This is a genomic window from Ruegeria atlantica, from assembly GCF_013032455.1.
Lineage (GTDB): Bacteria > Pseudomonadota > Alphaproteobacteria > Rhodobacterales > Rhodobacteraceae > Ruegeria > Ruegeria atlantica_B.
Genome location: NZ_WQCF01000007.1, coordinates 106,768 through 125,651, shown reverse-complemented (window position 1 = coordinate 125,651; position 18,884 = coordinate 106,768). Strand labels below are relative to the sequence as shown.

Annotated in this window: 17 protein-coding genes; 8 read left to right on the top strand and 9 right to left on the bottom strand. The window is 56.7% G+C overall.

The window, feature by feature from the left end; all coding sequences use genetic code 11:
• Nucleotides 1-2 precede the first annotated feature (2 nt).
• The 8 genes from ybgF to GOW93_RS13440 all read left to right on the top strand — a co-directional run bounded on the left by ybgF (nt 3) and on the right by GOW93_RS13440 (nt 8,849).
• Entirely contained in the window at nt 3-827 is an 825-nt protein-coding gene (gene ybgF, locus GOW93_RS13475) for a tol-pal system protein YbgF (protein ID WP_170385051.1), read from the top strand.
• Complete coding sequence (tilS, locus tag GOW93_RS13470) at nt 824-2,077, top strand: tRNA lysidine(34) synthetase TilS (RefSeq protein WP_170385048.1); 1,254 nt, start codon at nt 824-826, stop codon at nt 2,075-2,077. Before ybgF ends, tilS begins: the two co-directional genes overlap by 4 nt.
• Before the next feature lie 76 nt (nt 2,078-2,153).
• A complete protein-coding gene (ftsH, locus tag GOW93_RS13465) occupies nt 2,154-4,070 on the top strand; it encodes an ATP-dependent zinc metalloprotease FtsH (protein ID WP_170385045.1) in 1,917 nt (638 codons plus the stop codon).
• 102 nt (nt 4,071-4,172) lie between these two features.
• Nucleotides 4,173-4,769: an MOSC domain-containing protein gene (locus tag GOW93_RS13460; protein WP_170385042.1), complete on the top strand. Its 597-nt coding sequence runs from the start codon at nt 4,173-4,175 to the stop codon at nt 4,767-4,769.
• Nucleotides 4,770-4,913: 144 nt separating this feature from the next.
• Nucleotides 4,914-6,590 carry a formate--tetrahydrofolate ligase gene (locus GOW93_RS13455; RefSeq protein ID WP_170385039.1) on the top strand — a complete coding sequence of 559 codons (1,677 nt, stop codon included), beginning with the start codon at nt 4,914-4,916 and terminating at the stop codon, nt 6,588-6,590.
• Between the two features lie 58 nt (nt 6,591-6,648).
• A complete protein-coding gene (locus GOW93_RS13450; RefSeq protein ID WP_170385036.1) occupies nt 6,649-6,954 on the top strand; it encodes a chorismate mutase in 306 nt (101 codons plus the stop codon).
• Between the two features lie 53 nt (nt 6,955-7,007).
• On the top strand, nt 7,008-7,898 hold the full coding sequence (gene folD, locus GOW93_RS13445; RefSeq protein WP_170385033.1) for a bifunctional methylenetetrahydrofolate dehydrogenase/methenyltetrahydrofolate cyclohydrolase FolD: 891 nt from the start codon (nt 7,008-7,010) through the stop codon (nt 7,896-7,898).
• Between the two features lie 204 nt (nt 7,899-8,102).
• Complete coding sequence (locus GOW93_RS13440) at nt 8,103-8,849, top strand: LytTR family DNA-binding domain-containing protein (protein WP_170385031.1); 747 nt, start codon at nt 8,103-8,105, stop codon at nt 8,847-8,849.
• Between the two features lie 6 nt (nt 8,850-8,855).
• Here the strand turns inward: GOW93_RS13440 and pdeM are convergent, their stop codons facing one another.
• The 9 genes from pdeM to GOW93_RS13395 all read right to left on the bottom strand — a co-directional run bounded on the left by pdeM (nt 8,856) and on the right by GOW93_RS13395 (nt 18,862).
• The gene (pdeM, locus tag GOW93_RS13435; protein WP_170385423.1) at nt 8,856-9,518 is read right to left on the bottom strand and encodes a ligase-associated DNA damage response endonuclease PdeM; all 663 of its coding nucleotides are present in this window, start codon (nt 9,516-9,518) and stop codon (nt 8,856-8,858) included.
• A gap of 41 nt (nt 9,519-9,559) precedes the next feature.
• On the bottom strand, nt 9,560-11,971 hold the full coding sequence (locus GOW93_RS13430; protein WP_170385028.1) for a ligase-associated DNA damage response DEXH box helicase: 2,412 nt from the start codon (nt 11,969-11,971) through the stop codon (nt 9,560-9,562).
• Between the two features lie 40 nt (nt 11,972-12,011).
• A complete protein-coding gene (locus GOW93_RS13425) occupies nt 12,012-13,319 on the bottom strand; it encodes an ATPase (protein ID WP_170385025.1) in 1,308 nt (435 codons plus the stop codon).
• A gap of 114 nt (nt 13,320-13,433) precedes the next feature.
• Nucleotides 13,434-13,979, bottom strand: coding sequence for a prepilin peptidase (locus tag GOW93_RS13420; RefSeq protein ID WP_170385021.1), 546 nt, complete (start codon nt 13,977-13,979; stop codon nt 13,434-13,436).
• Nucleotides 13,980-13,982: 3 nt separating this feature from the next.
• On the bottom strand, nt 13,983-14,834 hold the full coding sequence (locus GOW93_RS13415) for a tetratricopeptide repeat protein (protein WP_170385018.1): 852 nt from the start codon (nt 14,832-14,834) through the stop codon (nt 13,983-13,985).
• A gap of 29 nt (nt 14,835-14,863) precedes the next feature.
• Nucleotides 14,864-15,412: a tetratricopeptide repeat protein gene (locus GOW93_RS13410; RefSeq protein ID WP_170385015.1), complete on the bottom strand. Its 549-nt coding sequence runs from the start codon at nt 15,410-15,412 to the stop codon at nt 14,864-14,866.
• 40 nt (nt 15,413-15,452) lie between these two features.
• Nucleotides 15,453-16,439: a type II secretion system F family protein gene (locus GOW93_RS13405; protein ID WP_170385012.1), complete on the bottom strand. Its 987-nt coding sequence runs from the start codon at nt 16,437-16,439 to the stop codon at nt 15,453-15,455.
• A gap of 9 nt (nt 16,440-16,448) precedes the next feature.
• Entirely contained in the window at nt 16,449-17,417 is a 969-nt protein-coding gene (locus GOW93_RS13400; RefSeq protein WP_170385009.1) for a type II secretion system F family protein, read from the bottom strand.
• A gap of 11 nt (nt 17,418-17,428) precedes the next feature.
• On the bottom strand, nt 17,429-18,862 hold the full coding sequence (locus GOW93_RS13395) for a CpaF family protein (protein WP_170385006.1): 1,434 nt from the start codon (nt 18,860-18,862) through the stop codon (nt 17,429-17,431).
• Nucleotides 18,863-18,884: the final 22 nt, after the last annotated feature.

The window sequence follows — 18,884 nt, the reverse complement described above, 5'->3', positions numbered from 1 at the left end:
CGATGAGAATTGCAGGATGGGTTCTGGCCGCAGTGATTTCGACCGCCGGTATGGCACAAGCACAGGATCAGCAGACTCTGGCGGATATCCGGCAGGAGCTGACGGTTCTGCATGTGGAAATTCAGCGCCTCAAGCGTGAGTTTTCGACAACCGGTTCTCCGGCCCCGAACCTGTCTGGCAGCTCTATTCTGGAGCGTGTGGATGCGATTGAGGCCGAATTGCAGCGCTTGACGCGTCAGACTGAACAGCTGAACCAGCGCGTGCAGAATGTCGTGACAGACGGCACCAACCGGATCGGGGATTTGGAATTCCGACTGGTCGAACTGGAAGGTGGCGATCTGAGTACGCTGGGCGAGACGTCGACTTTGGGCGGCAATACCGAAATTACGGCTGCCGCACCTGCGACCCCAACCACGCCGAACGTCTCGGAGCAGGGGGAGCTGGCGATTGGTGAACGCGCCGATTTCGATACCGCTTCGCAAGCTTTGGCCGAGGGGAATTTTCAGGTGGCTGCGGATCAGTTCGCACAATTTGATTCGTCGTACCCCGGCAGCCCACTGGCGCCCGAGGCCCACCTGAAACGCGGGCAAGCTCTGGAAGGTCTGGGCGACACGCGAGAGGCTGCTCGGGCATTTCTGGCCAGCTTTACGGGTGATTCCGAAGGCGCATTTGCCCCAGAAGCTCTGTTTGAACTGGGCGCTGCTTTAGGTCGCTTGGGCCAAACCGATCAGGCCTGTATTACATTGTCCGAGGTTGGCGTGCGTTTCCCGTCCTCGACCGTTGTATCCGCCGCCACACAAGAAATGGCGTCGTTGGGCTGTTCTTGACCGATCAGTGTGAAACTCTGCGAAGAGAAATCCGTGCGCGGTTACCTGAACGGTTGCCGCAACGATTAGGGGTTGCCGTGTCCGGGGGCGGAGATTCGGTGGCGTTGATGCACTTGTTGCAGGACATCGCGCAGTCCGAGCAAGTTGCCCTATTCAGTGCAACGGTGAATCACGGCTTGCGCCCTGAAGCCGAAGCCGAGGCTGCATGGGTCGCCGAACAGGCGGCTATTTTGGGAATCCCACATGAAACGCTCATTTGGCGGGGCTGGGATGGTGCCGGAAACTTGCAGGATCAGGCTCGTCAGGCGCGGTATAGGTTGTTGACGGATTGGGCAAAGCGCAACGAGATGACGGCGATCGCGCTGGGCCATACGGCGGACGATCAGGCCGAAACAGTTCTGATGCGGCTTGGCCGAACTGCAGGCGTGACCGGCCTGTCGGGTATGCCTTACATGCGCGAGCGTGACGGGATCACTTTGCTGCGTCCGATGCTGGGGATCACCCGTAAATCTCTGCGGGGTTTTCTGTCGGCAGGCAATGTGGACTGGATCGAAGACCCATCGAATCACGACAGCAAATTCGATCGGATCAAGGCCCGAGAAGCGCTGTCTGGGTTGGCACCTCTTGGCATTTCGGCACAATCTTTGGCTCGTGTGGCTGAAAATCTTGCACAAGCGCGTGAGGCATTGGACCGCTATACGCAGGAATCCGCGCGCAAGGTTGCGGTGGTGGATGGCGGGGATGTCTGTATCGACCGTAGTGGTTTTGAACTGCTCCCGTCCGAGATTCAAAGGCGGCTTATTATTGGAATCATCGCATGGATTGCCGGAAATGGGTATCCGCCACGCAGTGCGGCTGTGGATCAGATGGTGGCTGCCGTGGGGGAAGGCCAAACCATGACTCTGTCGGGCTGTCTAGTGATCCCGCAGGGCGATAAAACGTGGTTTTGCAGGGAGCTAAACGCGGTGACGACACGAACTGCGGCACCAACCGAGGTTTGGGATAACCGCTGGGTCCTGTCGGGCCCCGAAGCTTCGGGTGTCGAGGTGCGCGCATTGGGAGAGGCCGGTTTGCCAGAGGTGCAAAACTGGCGTGCTTTGGGCAAACCGCGTCAGGCGCTTTTGTCTTCTCCTGCAGTTTGGAAAGGTGAAAGCCTGATTGCGGCACCGTTGGTTGACTATTCGAACGGATGGAGGGCCAAGTTTGCTCCGCATTGGCCCGAGTTCTACTCTTCGCTTTTATCGCATTGAACCTGCTTGAATCATCTCTATTTTATAGAGCAACCCGGCAGACCCTCATTTGCCGAAATCTTTTGGGAGATATTCCTTGGGCAACGCTCGTAACATCGCCTTCTGGGTCGTTCTGTTTCTGCTGATCCTTGCACTGTTCAATTTCTTCAGCGGGCAAGGCGGAACGCTTCAGAGCAATGAAAGAACCTATTCCGACTTTGTCAGCGCCGTAGAAGGCGGCGAGGTCAAGAGTGTGACGCTGGATGGTGAGCAGATTCGCTATTCCACTCAAAGCGGCGCAAACTATGTCACAATCAAACCCGGTGACGCCGAAGTCACCAAATTGCTGATAGATGAGAACATCCCCGTTCAGGCGGTGAAACAGCAGCAATCTGGTTTCCAGTCCTTCATTCTGACGCTGCTGCCATTTCTGCTGCTGATCGGTGTGTGGATCTATTTCATGAACCGTATGCAGGGCGGCGGCAAAGGCGGAGCCATGGGCTTTGGCAAATCCAAGGCCAAGATGCTGACCGAAAAGCATGGCCGCGTGACCTTTGATGACGTTGCGGGCATCGATGAAGCCAAGGAAGAGTTGGAAGAAATCGTCGAATTCCTGCGTAACCCGCAGAAATTCAGCCGTTTGGGTGGCAAGATTCCGAAGGGTGCTCTGCTGGTTGGCCCTCCGGGTACTGGTAAGACGCTGCTGGCCCGTGCGATTGCGGGTGAAGCAGGCGTGCCGTTCTTCACCATCTCGGGTTCAGACTTTGTTGAGATGTTCGTGGGTGTCGGCGCAAGCCGTGTGCGTGACATGTTCGAACAGGCCAAGAAGAACGCGCCCTGTATCGTGTTCATCGACGAGATCGACGCCGTGGGTCGCCATCGTGGTGCCGGTTATGGCGGCGGTAATGACGAACGCGAACAGACGCTCAACCAGCTGCTGGTCGAGATGGACGGGTTCGAAGCCAATGAAGGCGTGATCATTCTGGCGGCTACCAACCGTAAAGACGTTCTGGACCCGGCTCTGCTGCGTCCGGGTCGTTTTGACCGGAACGTGACCGTCGGCAACCCCGACATCAAAGGCCGTGAGAAGATTCTGGGCGTGCATGCTCGCAAGACACCTCTGGGCCCCGATGTCGATCTGCGTATCATTGCGCGCGGTACGCCGGGCTTCTCCGGTGCGGATTTGGCAAACCTCGTGAACGAGGCCGCGCTAATGGCCGCGCGTGTGGGCCGTCGCTTTGTCACCATGGAAGACTTCGAGAATGCCAAGGACAAGGTGATGATGGGTGCCGAGCGCCGCTCGATGGTGCTGACGCAGGATCAAAAGGAAAAGACGGCGTATCACGAATCCGGTCATGCGGTGGTTGGTATGACACTGCCCCTTTGTGACCCGGTCTACAAAGCAACAATCATTCCGCGCGGTGGTGCGCTGGGTATGGTTGTCAGCCTGCCTGAGATGGACCAGTTGAACTATCACCGCGATGAGTGTGAGCAGAAACTGGCCATGACCATGGCCGGTAAGGCCGCCGAGGTCATCAAATACGGTGAGGACCATGTTTCGAACGGCCCGGCCGGTGACATTATGCAGGCCAGCCAGTTGGCGCGCGCCATGGTGATGCGCTGGGGTATGTCGGATAAGGTCGGTAACATCGACTATGCCGAGGCGCACGAGGGCTATTCGGGCAACACGGCTGGTTTCTCGGTATCGGCCCATACCAAAGAGCTGATCGAAGAAGAGGTAAAGCGCCTGATCCAACAAGGCTATGAGCGTGCGCACAGCATCCTGACCGAGAAAAACGAGGAATGGGAGCGTCTGGCGCAGGGCTTGCTGGAATACGAAACCCTGACCGGGGACGAGATCAAGCGCGTCATGAACGGTGAATCGCCGAACGAAGGCGATGATGAAGGCGACAAACCTGATGAGGGCAGTGCGCCCAGCGTGACAGCGATTCCGAAAACCAAGGTCAAGAAGTCTCCGCCCGACGGCGGGATGGAGCCCGAGCCTTCGGCATAAGAACAACAGACCCGGGCATTGTCCCGGGTCTTTTTTCGCCTTTTCAATCGGGGCTAGCTGTCTTCTATTGCGACAGCGGAACTATGTTGAAGGGGAGCGATTATGCCCGTCATGCGTGAGACCGAGTACAAGGGTAAGGTTGTCTGGCTGGGTCATGTTCCCGCGGGTAAATCCATTCGCGCGAACGCTGTAGAAGCTCTCGATCTTGGGTTCTTTGGCGATCGCGGCGCCCGGCACGAGGGCGAGACCCGCGCCTCGTGCGTGCGGGTGAATAATCTGTACCCGCAGGGCACTGAGATCCGTAATGTCCGGCAATTGTCAGTTTTGTCCGCCGAAGAGATTGACGCAACAGCGCAACAAATGGGGCTGGATCGACTGGACCCGTCCTTTTTAGGGGCCAGCATCGTACTGCGCGGTATTCCGGATTTTACCCACATCCCACCATCTTCGCGGCTGCAAGTTGCGGGGGGCGTTACCATCACGGTTGATATGGAAAACCGCCCCTGCGTGATTCCGGGGCGCGAAATCGAGTCCGATCTGCCAGGGCACGGTGCGGCGTTCAAACCGGCGGCTCAGGGGCGGCGCGGTGTCACCGCATGGGTAGAACGACCCGGCGAACTGAAGATTGGTGATACCATGACGCTGTTTGTGCCGGATCAGCGGAATTGGGCACCATTGGGTCAACCCGTTTCCAATTAGAAACGGTGGATTTGTCCCAACGCCGTTTCGCGGCCTGAATATGTCGGAATCTATAGCCATCGACATTGTACACAACGGTATGGGTTACACAGCGCCGACGCACCGCGTCGGTTTTGCACGGTATTCAATCAAGGACCCTGGCCAATGAGCTACAAATCCGACATCGAAATCGCTCGCGAAGCGAACAAGAAACCGATTCAGGAAATCGGCGCCAAGATCGGCATCGAGTCCGCAGACCTGCTGCCTTACGGCCATGATAAGGCAAAAGTCAGCCAGGACTTCATCAACTCGGTTCAGGACCGCGAAGACGGTAAGCTGATCCTCGTCACCGCGATCAACCCGACCCCGGCGGGTGAAGGTAAGACCACCACCACCGTTGGTCTGGGTGACGGTCTGAACCGCATCGGTAAAAACGCGATGATCTGTATCCGCGAAGCCTCGCTTGGCCCGAACTTCGGTATGAAGGGCGGCGCTGCAGGTGGCGGTTACGCGCAGGTTGTTCCGATGGAAGAGATGAACCTGCACTTCACCGGCGACTTCCATGCCATCACCTCGGCACACTCGCTGCTGTCGGCGATGATTGACAACCACATTTACTGGGGCAACGAAGCCGAGATCGACACCCGTCGTGTCGCCTGGCGTCGCGTTGTCGACATGAATGACCGTGCGCTGCGTCAGATCACCGCCTCGCTGGGTGGTGTGTCGAACGGCTTCCCGCGTGAAACCGGCTTTGACATCACCGTCGCGTCCGAGGTCATGGCGATCCTGTGCCTTGCCAATGACCTGAAGGATCTGGAAAAGCGTCTGGGCGACATCATCGTTGCCTATCGCCGCGACAAGACCCCGGTCTATTGCCGCGACATCAAGGCCGAAGGCGCAATGACCGTACTGTTAAAGGACGCAATGCAGCCGAACTTGGTGCAGACGCTGGAAAACAACCCGGCATTCGTCCACGGCGGTCCTTTCGCCAACATCGCACACGGCTGTAACTCGGTCATCGCCACCAAGACCGCTCTGAAAGTGGCTGACTATGTCGTTACTGAAGCGGGCTTTGGTGCTGACCTGGGTGCCGAGAAGTTCATGAACATCAAGTGCCGCAAGGCGGGCATTGCTCCGTCGGCTGTTGTTCTGGTCGCCACCGTGCGCGCAATGAAGATGAACGGCGGCGTTGCCAAGGCCGATCTGGGCGCGGAAAACGTCGACGCGGTTCAATCTGGTTGCGCCAACCTGGGCCGCCACATCGAAAACGTGAAATCCTTCGGTGTGCCGGTCGTTGTCGCCATCAACCACTTTGTCACCGATACCGACGCCGAAGTTCAGGCGGTCAAAGACTACTGCTCCAACCATGGTGTCGAGGCGGTTCTGTCGCGCCACTGGGAGCTGGGCTCGGAAGGCTCTGCTCCGCTGGCCGAAAAAGTTGTCGAAATCGTTGAAGGTGGTTCGGCAAACTTCGCGCCGATCTACCCTGATGACATGCCGCTGTTCGAGAAGATCGAAACCATCGCCAAGCGCATCTACCGCGCTGACGAAGTTCTGGCCGACAACAAGATTCGCAGCCAGCTGCGCGAGTGGGAAGCCGCAGGATATGGCAACCTGCCTGTCTGCATGGCGAAAACCCAGTATTCGTTCTCGACCGACCCGTCACTGCGCGGTGCACCCACTGGCCACTCAGTTCCGGTGCGTGAGGTTCGCCTGTCGGCTGGCGCTGGTTTCATTGTGGTTGTCTGCGGTGAGATCATGACCATGCCCGGTCTGCCCCGCAAACCGGCTGCGGAATCCATCTGCCTCAATGACGCAGGTGAGATCGAGGGCTTGTTCTAAGCGCCCGAATGATACATCTCGTGGTCCGGGGAATTCCCCGGGCCGTGAGGAGAATAAAATGCCCACTCTGATACCGCCGCAAGACTGTCACTCGATGCAGCAATTGCGGCCTCAGATCGACAAGCTGGACCGCCAACTGATTGAATTGTTGGTAACGCGCGCAAGTTACATCGACCGCGCGTCAGAGCTGAAGCCCGGCGAGGGCCTGCCAGCCCGCATTCCGGATCGTGTCGAAGACGTGGTGCAACGCGTGCGCAAGAGCTCTGACGAGTTGGGCATGGACCCCGATCTTGCTGAGAAGCTCTGGCGTATACTGATTGATTGGTCGATTGCCCGCGAAGAACGCGTGCTCGGCCCCGACTGAAGACCCGGGCGCTGTATGCGCCCGATCCGTTTTTTGAATGAAGGGATCAAAGGATGGTAGCGCAGGTTATCGACGGTAAGGCCTTTGCAGCCAAGGTTCGCGCCCAGGTGGCCGATCAGGTTGCGAAACTGAAAGAAGAGAACGGAATCACCCCCGGCCTTGCGGTGGTTCTGGTCGGCGAAGACCCGGCTAGTCAGGTTTATGTCCGCTCGAAAGGCAAGATGACCGTCGAGGTCGGCATGAACTCGTACGAGCACAAGCTGGATGCTGAGACCTCGGAAGAGGACCTTCTGGCGCTGATCGACAAGCTGAACAACGACCCGGCCGTGCACGGAATTCTGGTGCAGCTGCCGTTGCCCAAGCATCTGAACGAAGATCTGGTGATCAATTCGATCGATCCGGCCAAGGACGTTGATGGTTTCCACATCTCGAATGTGGGCCTGCTGGGTACCGGGCAGAAGTCGATGGTGCCCTGCACCCCGCTGGGCTGTCTGATGATGCTGCGCGACTACCATGGCTCGCTGTCGGGTATGGATGCGGTTGTGATCGGCCGCTCGAACATCGTGGGCAAGCCGATGGCACAACTTCTGCTGGGTGACAGCTGCACCGTGACCATCGCACATTCGCGCACCAAGAACCTGCCGGACGTCGTCCGCCGCGCTGACATCGTTGTCGCCGCCGTTGGCCGCCCCGAAATGGTGCCGGGCGACTGGATCAAGGAAGGCGCCACCGTGATCGACGTGGGCATTAACCGCATCGAGCGTGACGGCAAAAACAAGTTGGTCGGTGACGTCGATTATGCCAGCGCCGCTGAGCGCGCAGGCGCCATCACTCCGGTTCCGGGTGGCGTCGGTCCGATGACCATCGCCTGCCTGCTGGCAAACACGCTGACCGCCTGCTGCCGAGCAAATGGCCTGCCAGAGCCCGAAGGCCTGACGGCCTAATCAATACACAGCACTTCTGATAGTCGGGGCCGAAGAGTGGATGCACTCTTCGGCCTTTCTTGTTCAGATCGCACCAAGTTTGAATTGACGGGGTTTGAAGTATCTGGCTATCGGTGATAAACACATAATTCCAGCCAGTTACGAAGTTTTGTTTTGGGTCGCGCTTAGTGAGGCTGGGCAGTGCCGACCTTTCGTTGAGTGAGTATGATCGTCTTACCAAGTTCAATCCTGCCCGCACTGACCCTGCGTCGAGCGATTGCAGGGCTTGCATTCCCGCCATTACTGGCATGTGCTTTTCAACCCTTCCCCGATCTATATCTATCCTATGTTCAGCGTCTTGTTTTCTGGGTCGGGGTGATGACGCTGGCACTGAGCACGGCATGGGTGGTCAGAGGCTTGGCGCAGAGGTTTTTAGCCGATACTCGGTTTTCCTGGCGCGACATGGCATTGGTTGCGGTGATCCTAGCACTGTTTGTCCCGCCTCTTTGGCTCATGTCCTATCTGTTGATCACTGTTGGGGGGCATCAAGCTCCGGGCATCTTGTCGGTAACACCTTACGGCGCGCTTTTCGCCACTGGGCTGGTGCTGGCCCGCGGCTATAGCCAGGCTGAGCCGCAGCAGGAAAGCACGGTGCGCCCGCTTCCACGTCTGGTCAAACGTCTGCCTGATTCATTTTCTGGTCAGATTTTTCGACTGACCGTACGGGACCATTCTGTAGACGTAGTGACGTCAGAAGGAACGTTTACCATCCGGTCACGATTCACAGATGCGATAGCCGAAATGGAACCTGTTCCCGGCCATTGTACGCACCGATCCCACTGGGTTGCGGACGATGCTATCGTCGGTGCAGAGAGGCAGGCCGGGAAAACTTTTGTGCGACTGAAGAACAACGATCTGGTTCCAGTCAGCCGAAAATACAAACCCATGTTGGAACAGGACGGCTTGCTTTAAGGCCCTTCACCTTGGCATTGGGATGACCTGCGGCGCGGGGCCTGTCAGAATCGCAAGGGCGCGGTCGTCCATAAGCTTGCAAAGTATCTGATCCGAACTGCGCATCCCGCCGGTATAAGTGCCATAGGCCGGAAGGATCATCCGTGCCTGGTCCACCAGGAATGCTGGCCGGGTAATCGAACGGCCGCGTGTCTTGAGACGAGCCTTAGGGTGATAGTGGCCCGAGATTTCAGCCGGTGCCTCCGCCTGCGCGATATGCCGAAATGTCAGAGAACCGATCGTGCATTCGAACAGGTGCGTACCCCCCAATTCAATAGGGCCAGGGTCATGGTTGCCTTCGATCCAGATCCACCGCCGCCCTGCTTGCAAGGCGGTGATATCACGCTTTTCCGCCGCGTTTATCGCCATCGAGGCATCAAGATCGTCAAAACTGTCGCCAAGGCAGATCACAGTGCTGGGGTTGGTTCTGGCAATATCAGCGCTCAGACGGGTCAGGGTTTCTTTACTGTCATAAGGGGGCAGGGTTGGGCCGCCCCGTCGCGCGATACGCTCGGACTTACCCAGATGCAGGTCAGACACGCAGAGCAGGTTTTGATCTGGCCACCACAATGCCCCAGAACCCAACGCATGCAAGGTTTGCCCTACAAATGAAAACGTCACTTCGTTCATGATCCGTTCTTCGCGCGTTTTGATGGGTGACGCAAGCGGCATCAACCGGGTTCCAGCCCTGCGGCCTGCAACAGTCGGGCGCTTTCTTCGGCCAGTAGGCGTTCTTCGGCCGCGCCTTTGACCGGGACCTTCCCAACTTCAAGAAATAGCGGCGCAGCGAGGGGGGAAACCCGGTCCAAACGCAACAGGTCAATCCGATCACCGATGCGGGCTATCATGGCCTCGATCCGACCAAAATCCACCAGCCCGCGCATCGCTTCTTCGCGGGTGATCTGCATCAGCAGGTGATCGGGGTCGTATTTCAGCAACGTGTCGTAAAGGATATCCGAAGAAAACGTTGCCTGACGCCCGCTTTTGCGCTGCCCTCCGGTGTTGCGTTCGATCAGCCCCGCAATCGTGGCCGAGGCGCGAAAGGTTCGCTTCATTACCGCGTTTCCCGACAGCCACGTCTCAAGCCCGTCGCGCAGGGCGTCCAGTTGGAACAGCGGGCGCGGGTCCGTCACCGCGTCCAACCCCCAGATCAGCGTTGCATAATCGGTTGCCACAAATCCCAGCGGAGCCAGCCCGGTTTCCTCCATTCGTTTGGTCAGGAGCAAGCCTAGTGTCTGCTGCGCGTTGCGACCGGCAAATCCATAGACGCACAGATTCTCGCGCCCGTCGTTGGGAAAGCTCTCGATCAGTAGGCGGTCGCGTTGGGGCAGGCGGGATATATCGCGCTGAAGGGCCAGCCAGTCGGCTGTGTGCGCCGGTAGTTGTGGCCAATCGGATTGGGCGAACATTCTCAGGATGCGATCGCTCAGCTGCGTCGATGTAGCGAATTTTGTACCTGAGAATACGGCCACCTTGGGTTTTCGATCAGCGCGCCGGCTGACCTCGACCACCATTTCGCGCAGCCCCTCATAGCGCACGATCTGACCGCCGATCAGAAACGTGTCACCTTGGGTGAGCGATGCCGCAAAGGCCTCTTCTACTTCGCCCAGCGGTTTGCCACCGCGATTGCGTTTCAAGCGCACCTTCAGTGTGTCTGTATCCTGAATGGTGCCGAGGTTCATGCGGATACGCTGCGCTGCACGTGGGTCGCGTAGCTGCCAACGGCCATCAGGACGCTGTTGCAGTCGCTGCCAGCGGTCATAGGCACGCAGGGCATAGCCTCCCGTTGCGCAGAAATCTAAACAGGCGTCGAATTCGGTACGGGTCAGTTGGAAATAGGGACCGGCCGTCGTCGTTTCTGCGAACAGTGTATCCGCTTTGAACGGGCCCGCCGCCGCAGCGATCAGGATGTGTTGGCAAAGGACATCGCGTGGACCGGCACCGCGTGGCTCACCATCCAAATCATGCGCTTTAGCGGCCTCAAGCGCCGCGACACACTCGACCACCTCAAACCGGTTTGCGGGCACCAGCAGGGCTTTGGAGGGCGCGTTGTAGCGGTGATTGGCCCGCCCGATGCGCTGCACCAGCCGTTTGACGTTTTTAGGTGCGCCAATCTGGATGACTAAATCGACATCGCCCCAATCGATGCCCAGATCCAAACTGCCGGTGCAGACGATTGCACGCAGCTCCCCTCGCACCATTGCTGCTTCGACCCGTTCGCGTTGCTGCCTGTCCAGACTGCCGTGGTGGATGCCGATCGGCAGGCCGTCTTCATTTGCCAGCCAGAGGTTGTGAAAGAAAATCTCGGCCTGCGCACGGGTGTTGTGAAAAATCAGTGTGGTCTTGTGCTGTTTGATCTGCTCCATAACTGCCGGGACCGAATAGGCGGCACCACCGCCCGACCAAGGGGGCGGTTCTTTTGTCTCCAGCATTCGAATATCAGGATCGGGGCCGGGATCGGCCAGGATAATATGGCAGGGGTCGGGATGCCGGGCCAGAAAGCCTGCGATTGCCTGAGGGTCCTCGACAGTGGCAGACAAGCCGACCCGGCGTAGATCGGGACGAAGGGACTGTAACCTTGCCAGGGCCAGCGTCAGTTGGTCCCCGCGTTTGCTTTCCGCCAAAGCGTGAATTTCGTCGACGATTACCCTTTGGACACCTGCAAACATACGCGGCGCGTCCTCATAGGATGTCAGCAGGGCGAGGCTTTCCGGTGTGGTCAGCAGAATGTGCGGAGGGTCCACCCGTTGACGTTTCTTTTGAGTGGCTGAGGTATCGCCGGTGCGGTCCTCGATCCGGATCGGCAGGCCGATCTCATCTGCGGGGCCCCGAAGGTTTCGACGAATATCAGCGGCCAGAGCTTTAAGCGGCGATACATAGATCGTATGCAGGCCCGCGTGATCCCTTTGGGCCAAGTCCGCCAAGGTGGGTAGAAACCCGGCCATGGTCTTGCCGCCGCCCGTAGGGGCAATCAGCAACGTGGCCGGGTCTTCGGCCCGGTCGAACATGTCCTGCTGATGTGGGTGGACGGACCAACCCTTGGCGGCAAACCAATCTGTGATCCGAGCGGGAATCTGCGTCATGAACGCAGGTTACCCGTCCCGTCAGGAAATTGGCACGGCGTTATTTGACGATTTTCTCGTCCTTAACGAACATGTTGGACCATGCGCGGTCGATCAAATCCGGGCTCATCTGGTAGGGGATACCTTCGAATTCGCAGATCGATATCATCTGGTCGATCAGGAAGATGGGCTGATAGTTCGCGTAGATGTTGTTGATGGTGGGGTATTTGACCTTCAACAGATGCACCAGTGCTTCTTCGTCCAGAGGCATGCCGCGTTTACGGGCGACCATGGCAAAGATTTTCAGGAAATTCTCTTGGTTCGGTCCGTCGATCTTGATCTTGAAGAAGATCCGGCGCAGGGCCGCTTGGTCAAAGATTTCATTCGGGTGGAAGTTGGTCGAGAAGATGACCAGCGTGTCGAAGGGGACTTCGAACTTTTCCCCCGATTGCAGGCCAAGGATATCCTTGCTTTCTTCCAGTGGAACAATCCAGCGGTTGATCAGGGCCTGCGGCGGTTCCTGCTGACGGCCAAGGTCGTCCACGATGAAGATGCCGCCAGTCGATTTCAACTGCAATGGCGCCTGATAGGTCCGCGCAGTGGGGTTATAAACCAGATCCAGCATGCTGAGCGACAGTTCACCGCCCGTTACAACAGTAGGGCGTTCGCATTGGACATAACGCGAATCGAACCGTTTACGGCGACGCAGGCTGTTGGGATCATCAGGTTCCTGCTCGATCGCGGTGTGCACGATCGGATCGTAGACTGTGATCACCTGACCCGCATACTCGATGGCAAATGGCACATAGACATTGTCACCCAAAGCATCCCTGATCCCGTTCGAGATCGAGGATTTACCGTTGCCCGGAGGGCCATACATCAGGATCGAACGACCGGCGCTGACCGCAGGACCCAGATGATCCAGAAGACTGTCAGGCAGAACTAGATGTCCCATTGCACCAACCAGCTGATCGCGGGTCACCTGAATGTTGCGGATCGACTGACGTTTTACCTGTTCGCGGTAAACATCCAACGGCACGGGCATGGCCCCAAAATATTCCGACTGGCTCAGCGCGTCCAGCGCGCGAGCCTTGCCGGCATCGGTCAGCTGATAACCCATCTCGTTGCCGCTGTTGGCATTCAACGTGCCTGTGGCCTCAAGCAACTTTTGCTCGCGGGCCATGTCGATCAGTTCCTGTGTGACGGAACCTGGCAGGCAAATCGCTTGAGCGATCTCGGAAACGGTATCCACATTTTTGCGAAAGATCGTTTTCAGCATGATGTCGCGCATCATGACGATGGGCAGTTTCATTTCACCCAAACCCTTGGGGGCAGGGGGGGCCATAACCGAGGTGGTCTGCATATTCATGAGCGTCGCCCGTTTATCCAGTATTCACGCCAATAGCCCCAAGGGGGCACTGACAAAAATTTGGCGAGCTTTTGTGGCAGTACCAAGGCGGGGACAAGGCGGGTTAGTGATAGTTTACGAACCGTAAACAGTGCCTAAGATCAAATAGATCGCCAAGGTTCCGCCTAGCGGGAAACCCATCGGGAAGTGTTTGGTTCTACTCCAACTTTCCCAATCTGGCGCTATGTTGCGCAACGGAGTTCTTTTGACCAACCGGTGCGTGACATAAGCAGCAAGCGTGGTGGCCGCCAGAATGAACATGATCAGCTTGACATCGCCTACCCACACGAAGGGAGAGGCAGCTGCCAAAAATTTGGCGTCTCCGGCACCCATTACGCCAGCCGCGTTAAGCAGGATACCAAAGATCAGAATGACCACGATATGAATTACATGCCAGACATAGGGTGGCAACGAGAGCGACAATGGTCCGATGTTCGCAGCCGTCCAGTCAGTCGACCACGGGGGCAATACGAATAAGCCGACCAAGAGAAAAACAAACGTCAGGGCGACAACCGCGTGATTCTTGATCAGCATGTCGCGCAGGTCTGTGAACGCGACGTAAAAGCAGATAGGCAAGACAAACGGTATGAACCAAAGCGCGGCTTGCGCGGGAATGTCCATCAATCAGGCACCATCAAGAGCGCGAAGAGAACGGACAGCCTCGTCATAATGCTGTGGATGAGTGGCGATGGCTTCGCGGAACAGGTTTTTTGCTGTCGTGACATTACCTTGTTTAACAGCGGATATTCCCATTGTGTTCAACAACATAGCGCGTTCAATCTGTGACATGGGCACAACTGGCATGCTGTAATTCCCCTGAGCTGCACGGGCCAGAACCAGATTGTTTTTAGCTGTGAAGAGGGTCTGGTCCTGACGGATTGCTTCGGTAAACAGGCGTTCAGCCTCGGAGTACTGACCTCGGGTCAGTTTGGAATAACCCCAGTTGTTCATTACGCCGCCCGGACGCGTCGTCAGCCCAACTGCAGTTTCATAGAAATGGTCAGCCCGCTTCCAATCCTTCGTGGAGTCGGCAACCACAGCTTCAAGCCGATAGCGTTTGAAAGTTTCATATGTCGGCGGAATGGAGTTCAATACGGAACGGGCTTGTCCCCAGTTTCCCGCGCGCACGAGGGCATCGGCATATTCGACCTTGTCGATATTCGAAGCCCCCTTCATCGTTGTCACCTTCTTCCAAGCGGTGACGGCTTCGGTCGTTCGCTTGGCCCGGGTCAGTGAAATCGCCAACCCACGCTGCAAATCTATGCGTCCGGGATTCTTGGCGGCTGCGCCTTGAAAATAGGTGACCGCTTCATTTGGGTCAGCAGCGGTCAACAACACCTCGTTCAGGTTGGTCTCGTCAATGACATTGACCTCCTGATAGGTGCGTTCGACTTTTTCTTCTTCGGTTTCTTTTTCGCAGGCCGATAATACCAGCCCACACATGACCAATGGCGCAATCAAGAAATGTTGGCGCATTTTTGCGTCCCTTACTGCTCTTGCCTGTGTTACGGGAGCTTGCGCAGCTTGAATTGACCGTCGCCTTGCTGCTCCAGCGTAAATTCTTGTTCTTCTGCCGTAGTATTAACAGGATTTTCCATTTTTGCGAGTGCTAAGCGCAGATTGTCCCGGATTGCGTCACTTTCGCCATTGTCCAGCGCATAGGCGCGTTTGAAAACTTGCGCTGCTTCGGGATACTCGCCCTGTTCGACCAGCACGACACCAAGGTTGTTCCAGGGGACGGGCCAGTCAGGGTTGTCCTGAACCGCTCGGCGCAGCAGTGTTTCGGCTTGCCCCAAACGCCCAAGCCCCAGATTGGCCGTACCCATGGACGTCAGGATTTGTGTTGTCATCCCCTGATCCAACGCCGCGCGCGCAAATGCGTCCAGCGCCAGATCATACTCACCAGATGACATAAGGCGGTTTCCGACGGTGATTTCGTCCACGCTTTCACCATTTGGATCAATCCCGGGTGGATCCAGATCGCCCAAGGAGCCTGTTTCAGTGCATGAAGCCACCATAGCAATCACTATGGCGGCCTTTAGAGAGAGGCGCATCCGAAATGGGATGCGCCGTTGCCTGGATTGTTTAAGCGTGTCAGCCAGCGCCTTGGTTTGCAAAATCTGCGATTCCTTTTGCCGAAGGCCCGACCAGAATGACCAGCAAAGGGGGCACCGTCAGGATCATTGTGGCAAGTGTCATCTTGGTTGGCAACTTGTTCGCGGCCTCTTCGGCGCGCATAACGCGTTTGTCGCGCATTTCGCCTGCGTAGACGCGCAACGCCTCGGCGATCGAGGTGCCGAAGGTGGCTGACTGGATCATAACAGTCACAAATGCACTCACGTCCTGTACGCCGCAGCGCGTTCCGAAATCGCGCAAAACTGTATCCCTGTCCTTACCAGCTTTCAGCTCATAGGCGACAATTTCGAACTCTTGCGCGATCTCGGGGTAAGAAGCCCTCATTTCCTTGGCCACACGAACGATCGCCTGATCCAGAGATTGACCGGCTTCAACACAGACCAGCATAAGGTCGAGCGTATCGGGGAATCCAGAGGTGATTGCTTCGTGCCGTTCATCAACGCGCCGTGTAATCCAGTAGCGTGGCAGGAAGTACCCGACGACCACCGGGATCAGAACACGAATGGCCATCTGCGATGACGTAAACTCCTGGTCGCCTGACAGTACTGTAACCAGCATGACGCCGATTAGGATGCCAACGATACCCAGTGCAAACTGCGCAAAGTGAAAGAACCGCACGGCATCTTTCGAATGATAGCCGGCCTGCCGCAGCTTGAGCTGGATCGCCGACAGTTCTTCCTCGTTCTTGGGTTCAAGGAAGGTGGCAAACTTCTCGAGCTGTTCGTTTCTGCCGGCGGTGCGCAGCTTGTCCTTTTTGGTCTTCTTGTCGGCTTTGGGAGCTGTGTTCGACCTCTGCAACTTTTTCAGGGGATCTTCCGGCTGGTTTAGCATCAAGGAAACGGCAATCAGGATCAGGAATAGTCCAAGAATGCCAAGGACGATAAGCGGACCGAACTCGCCTAGTTGCTGTTTGATCAGGTCGTTGATTGGGTTCAGAAATTCCATTTTGTAACCTCAGACCTTGATGTTGGTAAGAACGCGCATCACGATCAGGTTCAGTGTCAGCATGATGCCGACAAAGAAACAGGCCGGGATAAAGTAGGGGTGATCAAGCACGTCGTCATAATATCCGGGATCCGTTACCAGAATGAAAACCAGACAAAACAGTGGAAAGCCAGACAGAAACTTGCCGGACCATTGCGCTTCGGCGGTAATTGCTTTGACACGGCGGAACAGGCGGAAACGAGCACGGATGACTTTCGCCAGGCCAGCCAGAATCTCGGCAAGGTTACCGCCTGATTGCTGTTGGATGCCTACAGCAACAGCCAAAAAGCGAAGATCCTGCATATCCAGCCTCTGGGCCAGGTCTGTTAGTGCTTCGCCTACATCACGCCCATAGGCGCATTCGTCCGCAATGATCCCGAATTCGGTGCCAAGAGGGTCTTGCACTTCACTGGCGACAATCTGAACAGAAGACACGAACGGGTTACCCACACGAAGAGAGCGGACCATCAGCTCAACCGCATCGGGAAGCTGCTCTTCCATCATGCTCATGCGTTTACTGGCCTTGCGGTTCACCCAAGTGTAAACGCCGCCAACTCCGATCAAAACTGAGAGCGCCACACGTAGTACCATTTCCGTGGCGGTGCCAACGCTCAGCCCGACAAAGGCAAAGCACGACAACAAAACCATGACCATAATCAGCTGTCGAGGAGAGAAGGCGATGGCCGCCTTTTGCGCCTTGTCGGCCAGCAATGAATAGAGCGGAATGCTCTGGGATTTCATGTGCTGCTGCATTTCTTTGCGCAGCTGTTCCAGAACTTGTTCTCGGCCGGCGCCTTTGTCCAGCATATCGAGACGCCGATTCACGCGGCTGTTCAGGCTGATGGATTTGCCGAATGCCACCAGGTAGATACCTTCGACCAAAGCGAATACCGCGGCGAAGATCACGACATATATGATCGCCTCAACAGGCAGTTGCATATTCAGATCTCCTACATAGTTGTTGGGTCATAGATCGAAGCGGGCAAGTCAAAGCCCCACAGGCGGAAGCGCTCAGAATAGTGGCTGCGCACGCCGGTTGCGGTGAAATGACCGATGATTTTGTTTTCTGGTGTCAGTCCAACACGTTGGAATTTAAAGATTTCTTGCATCGAAATCACGTCGCCTTCCATGCCGGTAATCTCGGTGATAGAGGTCATTCTACGCGAGCCATCCTGCAAACGGCTGGCTTGTACAATCAGGTTCACAGCGCTCGAGATTTGGCTACGAACCGCTTTAATCGGCATCTCGATCCCGGCCATAGCGATCATGTTTTCCAGACGCGAAATCCCGTCGCGGGCCGAGTTGGCGTGGATCGTTGTCATCGACCCGTCGTGCCCCGTGTTCATGGCCTGCAGCATGTCGATCACCTCGGCGCCACGTGTCTCACCCACGATGATGCGGTCAGGTCGCATACGCAGGGCGTTTTTCAGACAGTCGCGCGGGCTGACCTCGCCTTTGCCTTCCACGTTGGGCGGGCGGCTCTCCATCCGGCCCACATGGGTCTGTTGCAACTGAAGTTCCGCTGTATCCTCGATTGTCAGGATGCGTTCAGCATCGTCGATAAAGCTAGACAGCGCGTTCAACGTGGTTGTTTTACCCGAACCCGTACCGCCCGAAACGATGATATTCAGACGAGTGGACACAGCAGCTTGAAGAAAAGCGGCCATTTCTTCGGTAAAGGCACCGAAATTGACCAGATCGTCGATGCCAAGCTTGTCTTTCTTAAACTTACGAATGGAAACCAACGAGCCATCCACTGCAATCGGTGGAACCATGGCATTGAAACGCGAACCATCGGCAAGACGGGCGTCAACATAGGGGTTAGACTCGTCGACACGGCGGCCCACAGCGGATACGATCTTGTCGATGATCCGCATCAGGTGCTTTTCGTCTTTGAAGGTAATATCGCTGATTTCTAGCTTACCGTCACGTTCCACAAAGATCTGTTGCGGACCGTTGACCAGAATATCGTTGACTGAATCATCCCGCAGCAGGGTTTCAAGAGGACCCAGGCCGGTGACTTCATCGTAAAGCTCTTTGTTCAGTTGCGAGCGATCCTCGCGGTTCAGAACGATATTTCGGGCTTCCAGTACCTCAGTGGCGATTGCGCTGATCTCTGCGCGCAGTTCTGCCTCGCCTGCATTTTCAAGTGCCGCAAGGTTCAGGTTTTCCAGCAACTCCCGATGCAATTCGATTTTGATTTCGCCCAGGCGCTCTTTGCGCTTGCGTTCACGGTCAGAGCCGACTGGCTCAGCCGCCTTTTTTTGCAATGGGCGCCGAGCAACCGCTGTGGCCGCAGGCGCCTTTTCGGCAACAGGGACCGGATTTGCAGCCGGGGCTTGAACCGGCTGTGCTGCGGATTGTTTTTTGTATCTAGAAAACACGGCGGCTCTCTCCCTTAGGTTC

What these genes read in the sequence shown, in the direction of transcription:
- ybgF (WP_170385051.1), top strand. Translation starts at nt 3, where the DNA reads ATGAGAATTGCAGGATGGGTTCTGGCCGCAGTGATTTCGACCGCCGGT.
- GOW93_RS13460 (WP_170385042.1), top strand. Translation starts at nt 4,173, where the DNA reads ATGCCCGTCATGCGTGAGACCGAGTACAAGGGTAAGGTTGTCTGGCTG.
- GOW93_RS13455 (WP_170385039.1), top strand. Translation starts at nt 4,914, where the DNA reads ATGAGCTACAAATCCGACATCGAAATCGCTCGCGAAGCGAACAAGAAA.
- GOW93_RS13450 (WP_170385036.1), top strand. Translation starts at nt 6,649, where the DNA reads ATGCCCACTCTGATACCGCCGCAAGACTGTCACTCGATGCAGCAATTG.
- folD (WP_170385033.1), top strand. Translation starts at nt 7,008, where the DNA reads ATGGTAGCGCAGGTTATCGACGGTAAGGCCTTTGCAGCCAAGGTTCGC.
- GOW93_RS13440 (WP_170385031.1), top strand. Translation starts at nt 8,103, where the DNA reads ATGATCGTCTTACCAAGTTCAATCCTGCCCGCACTGACCCTGCGTCGA.
- pdeM (WP_170385423.1), bottom strand. Translation starts at nt 9,518, where the DNA reads ATGAACGAAGTGACGTTTTCATTTGTAGGGCAAACCTTGCATGCGTTG.
- GOW93_RS13430 (WP_170385028.1), bottom strand. Translation starts at nt 11,971, where the DNA reads ATGACGCAGATTCCCGCTCGGATCACAGATTGGTTTGCCGCCAAGGGT.
- GOW93_RS13425 (WP_170385025.1), bottom strand. Translation starts at nt 13,319, where the DNA reads ATGAATATGCAGACCACCTCGGTTATGGCCCCCCCTGCCCCCAAGGGT.
- GOW93_RS13420 (WP_170385021.1), bottom strand. Translation starts at nt 13,979, where the DNA reads ATGGACATTCCCGCGCAAGCCGCGCTTTGGTTCATACCGTTTGTCTTG.
- GOW93_RS13415 (WP_170385018.1), bottom strand. Translation starts at nt 14,834, where the DNA reads ATGCGCCAACATTTCTTGATTGCGCCATTGGTCATGTGTGGGCTGGTA.
- GOW93_RS13410 (WP_170385015.1), bottom strand. Translation starts at nt 15,412, where the DNA reads ATGCGCCTCTCTCTAAAGGCCGCCATAGTGATTGCTATGGTGGCTTCA.
- GOW93_RS13405 (WP_170385012.1), bottom strand. Translation starts at nt 16,439, where the DNA reads ATGGAATTTCTGAACCCAATCAACGACCTGATCAAACAGCAACTAGGC.
- GOW93_RS13400 (WP_170385009.1), bottom strand. Translation starts at nt 17,417, where the DNA reads ATGCAACTGCCTGTTGAGGCGATCATATATGTCGTGATCTTCGCCGCG.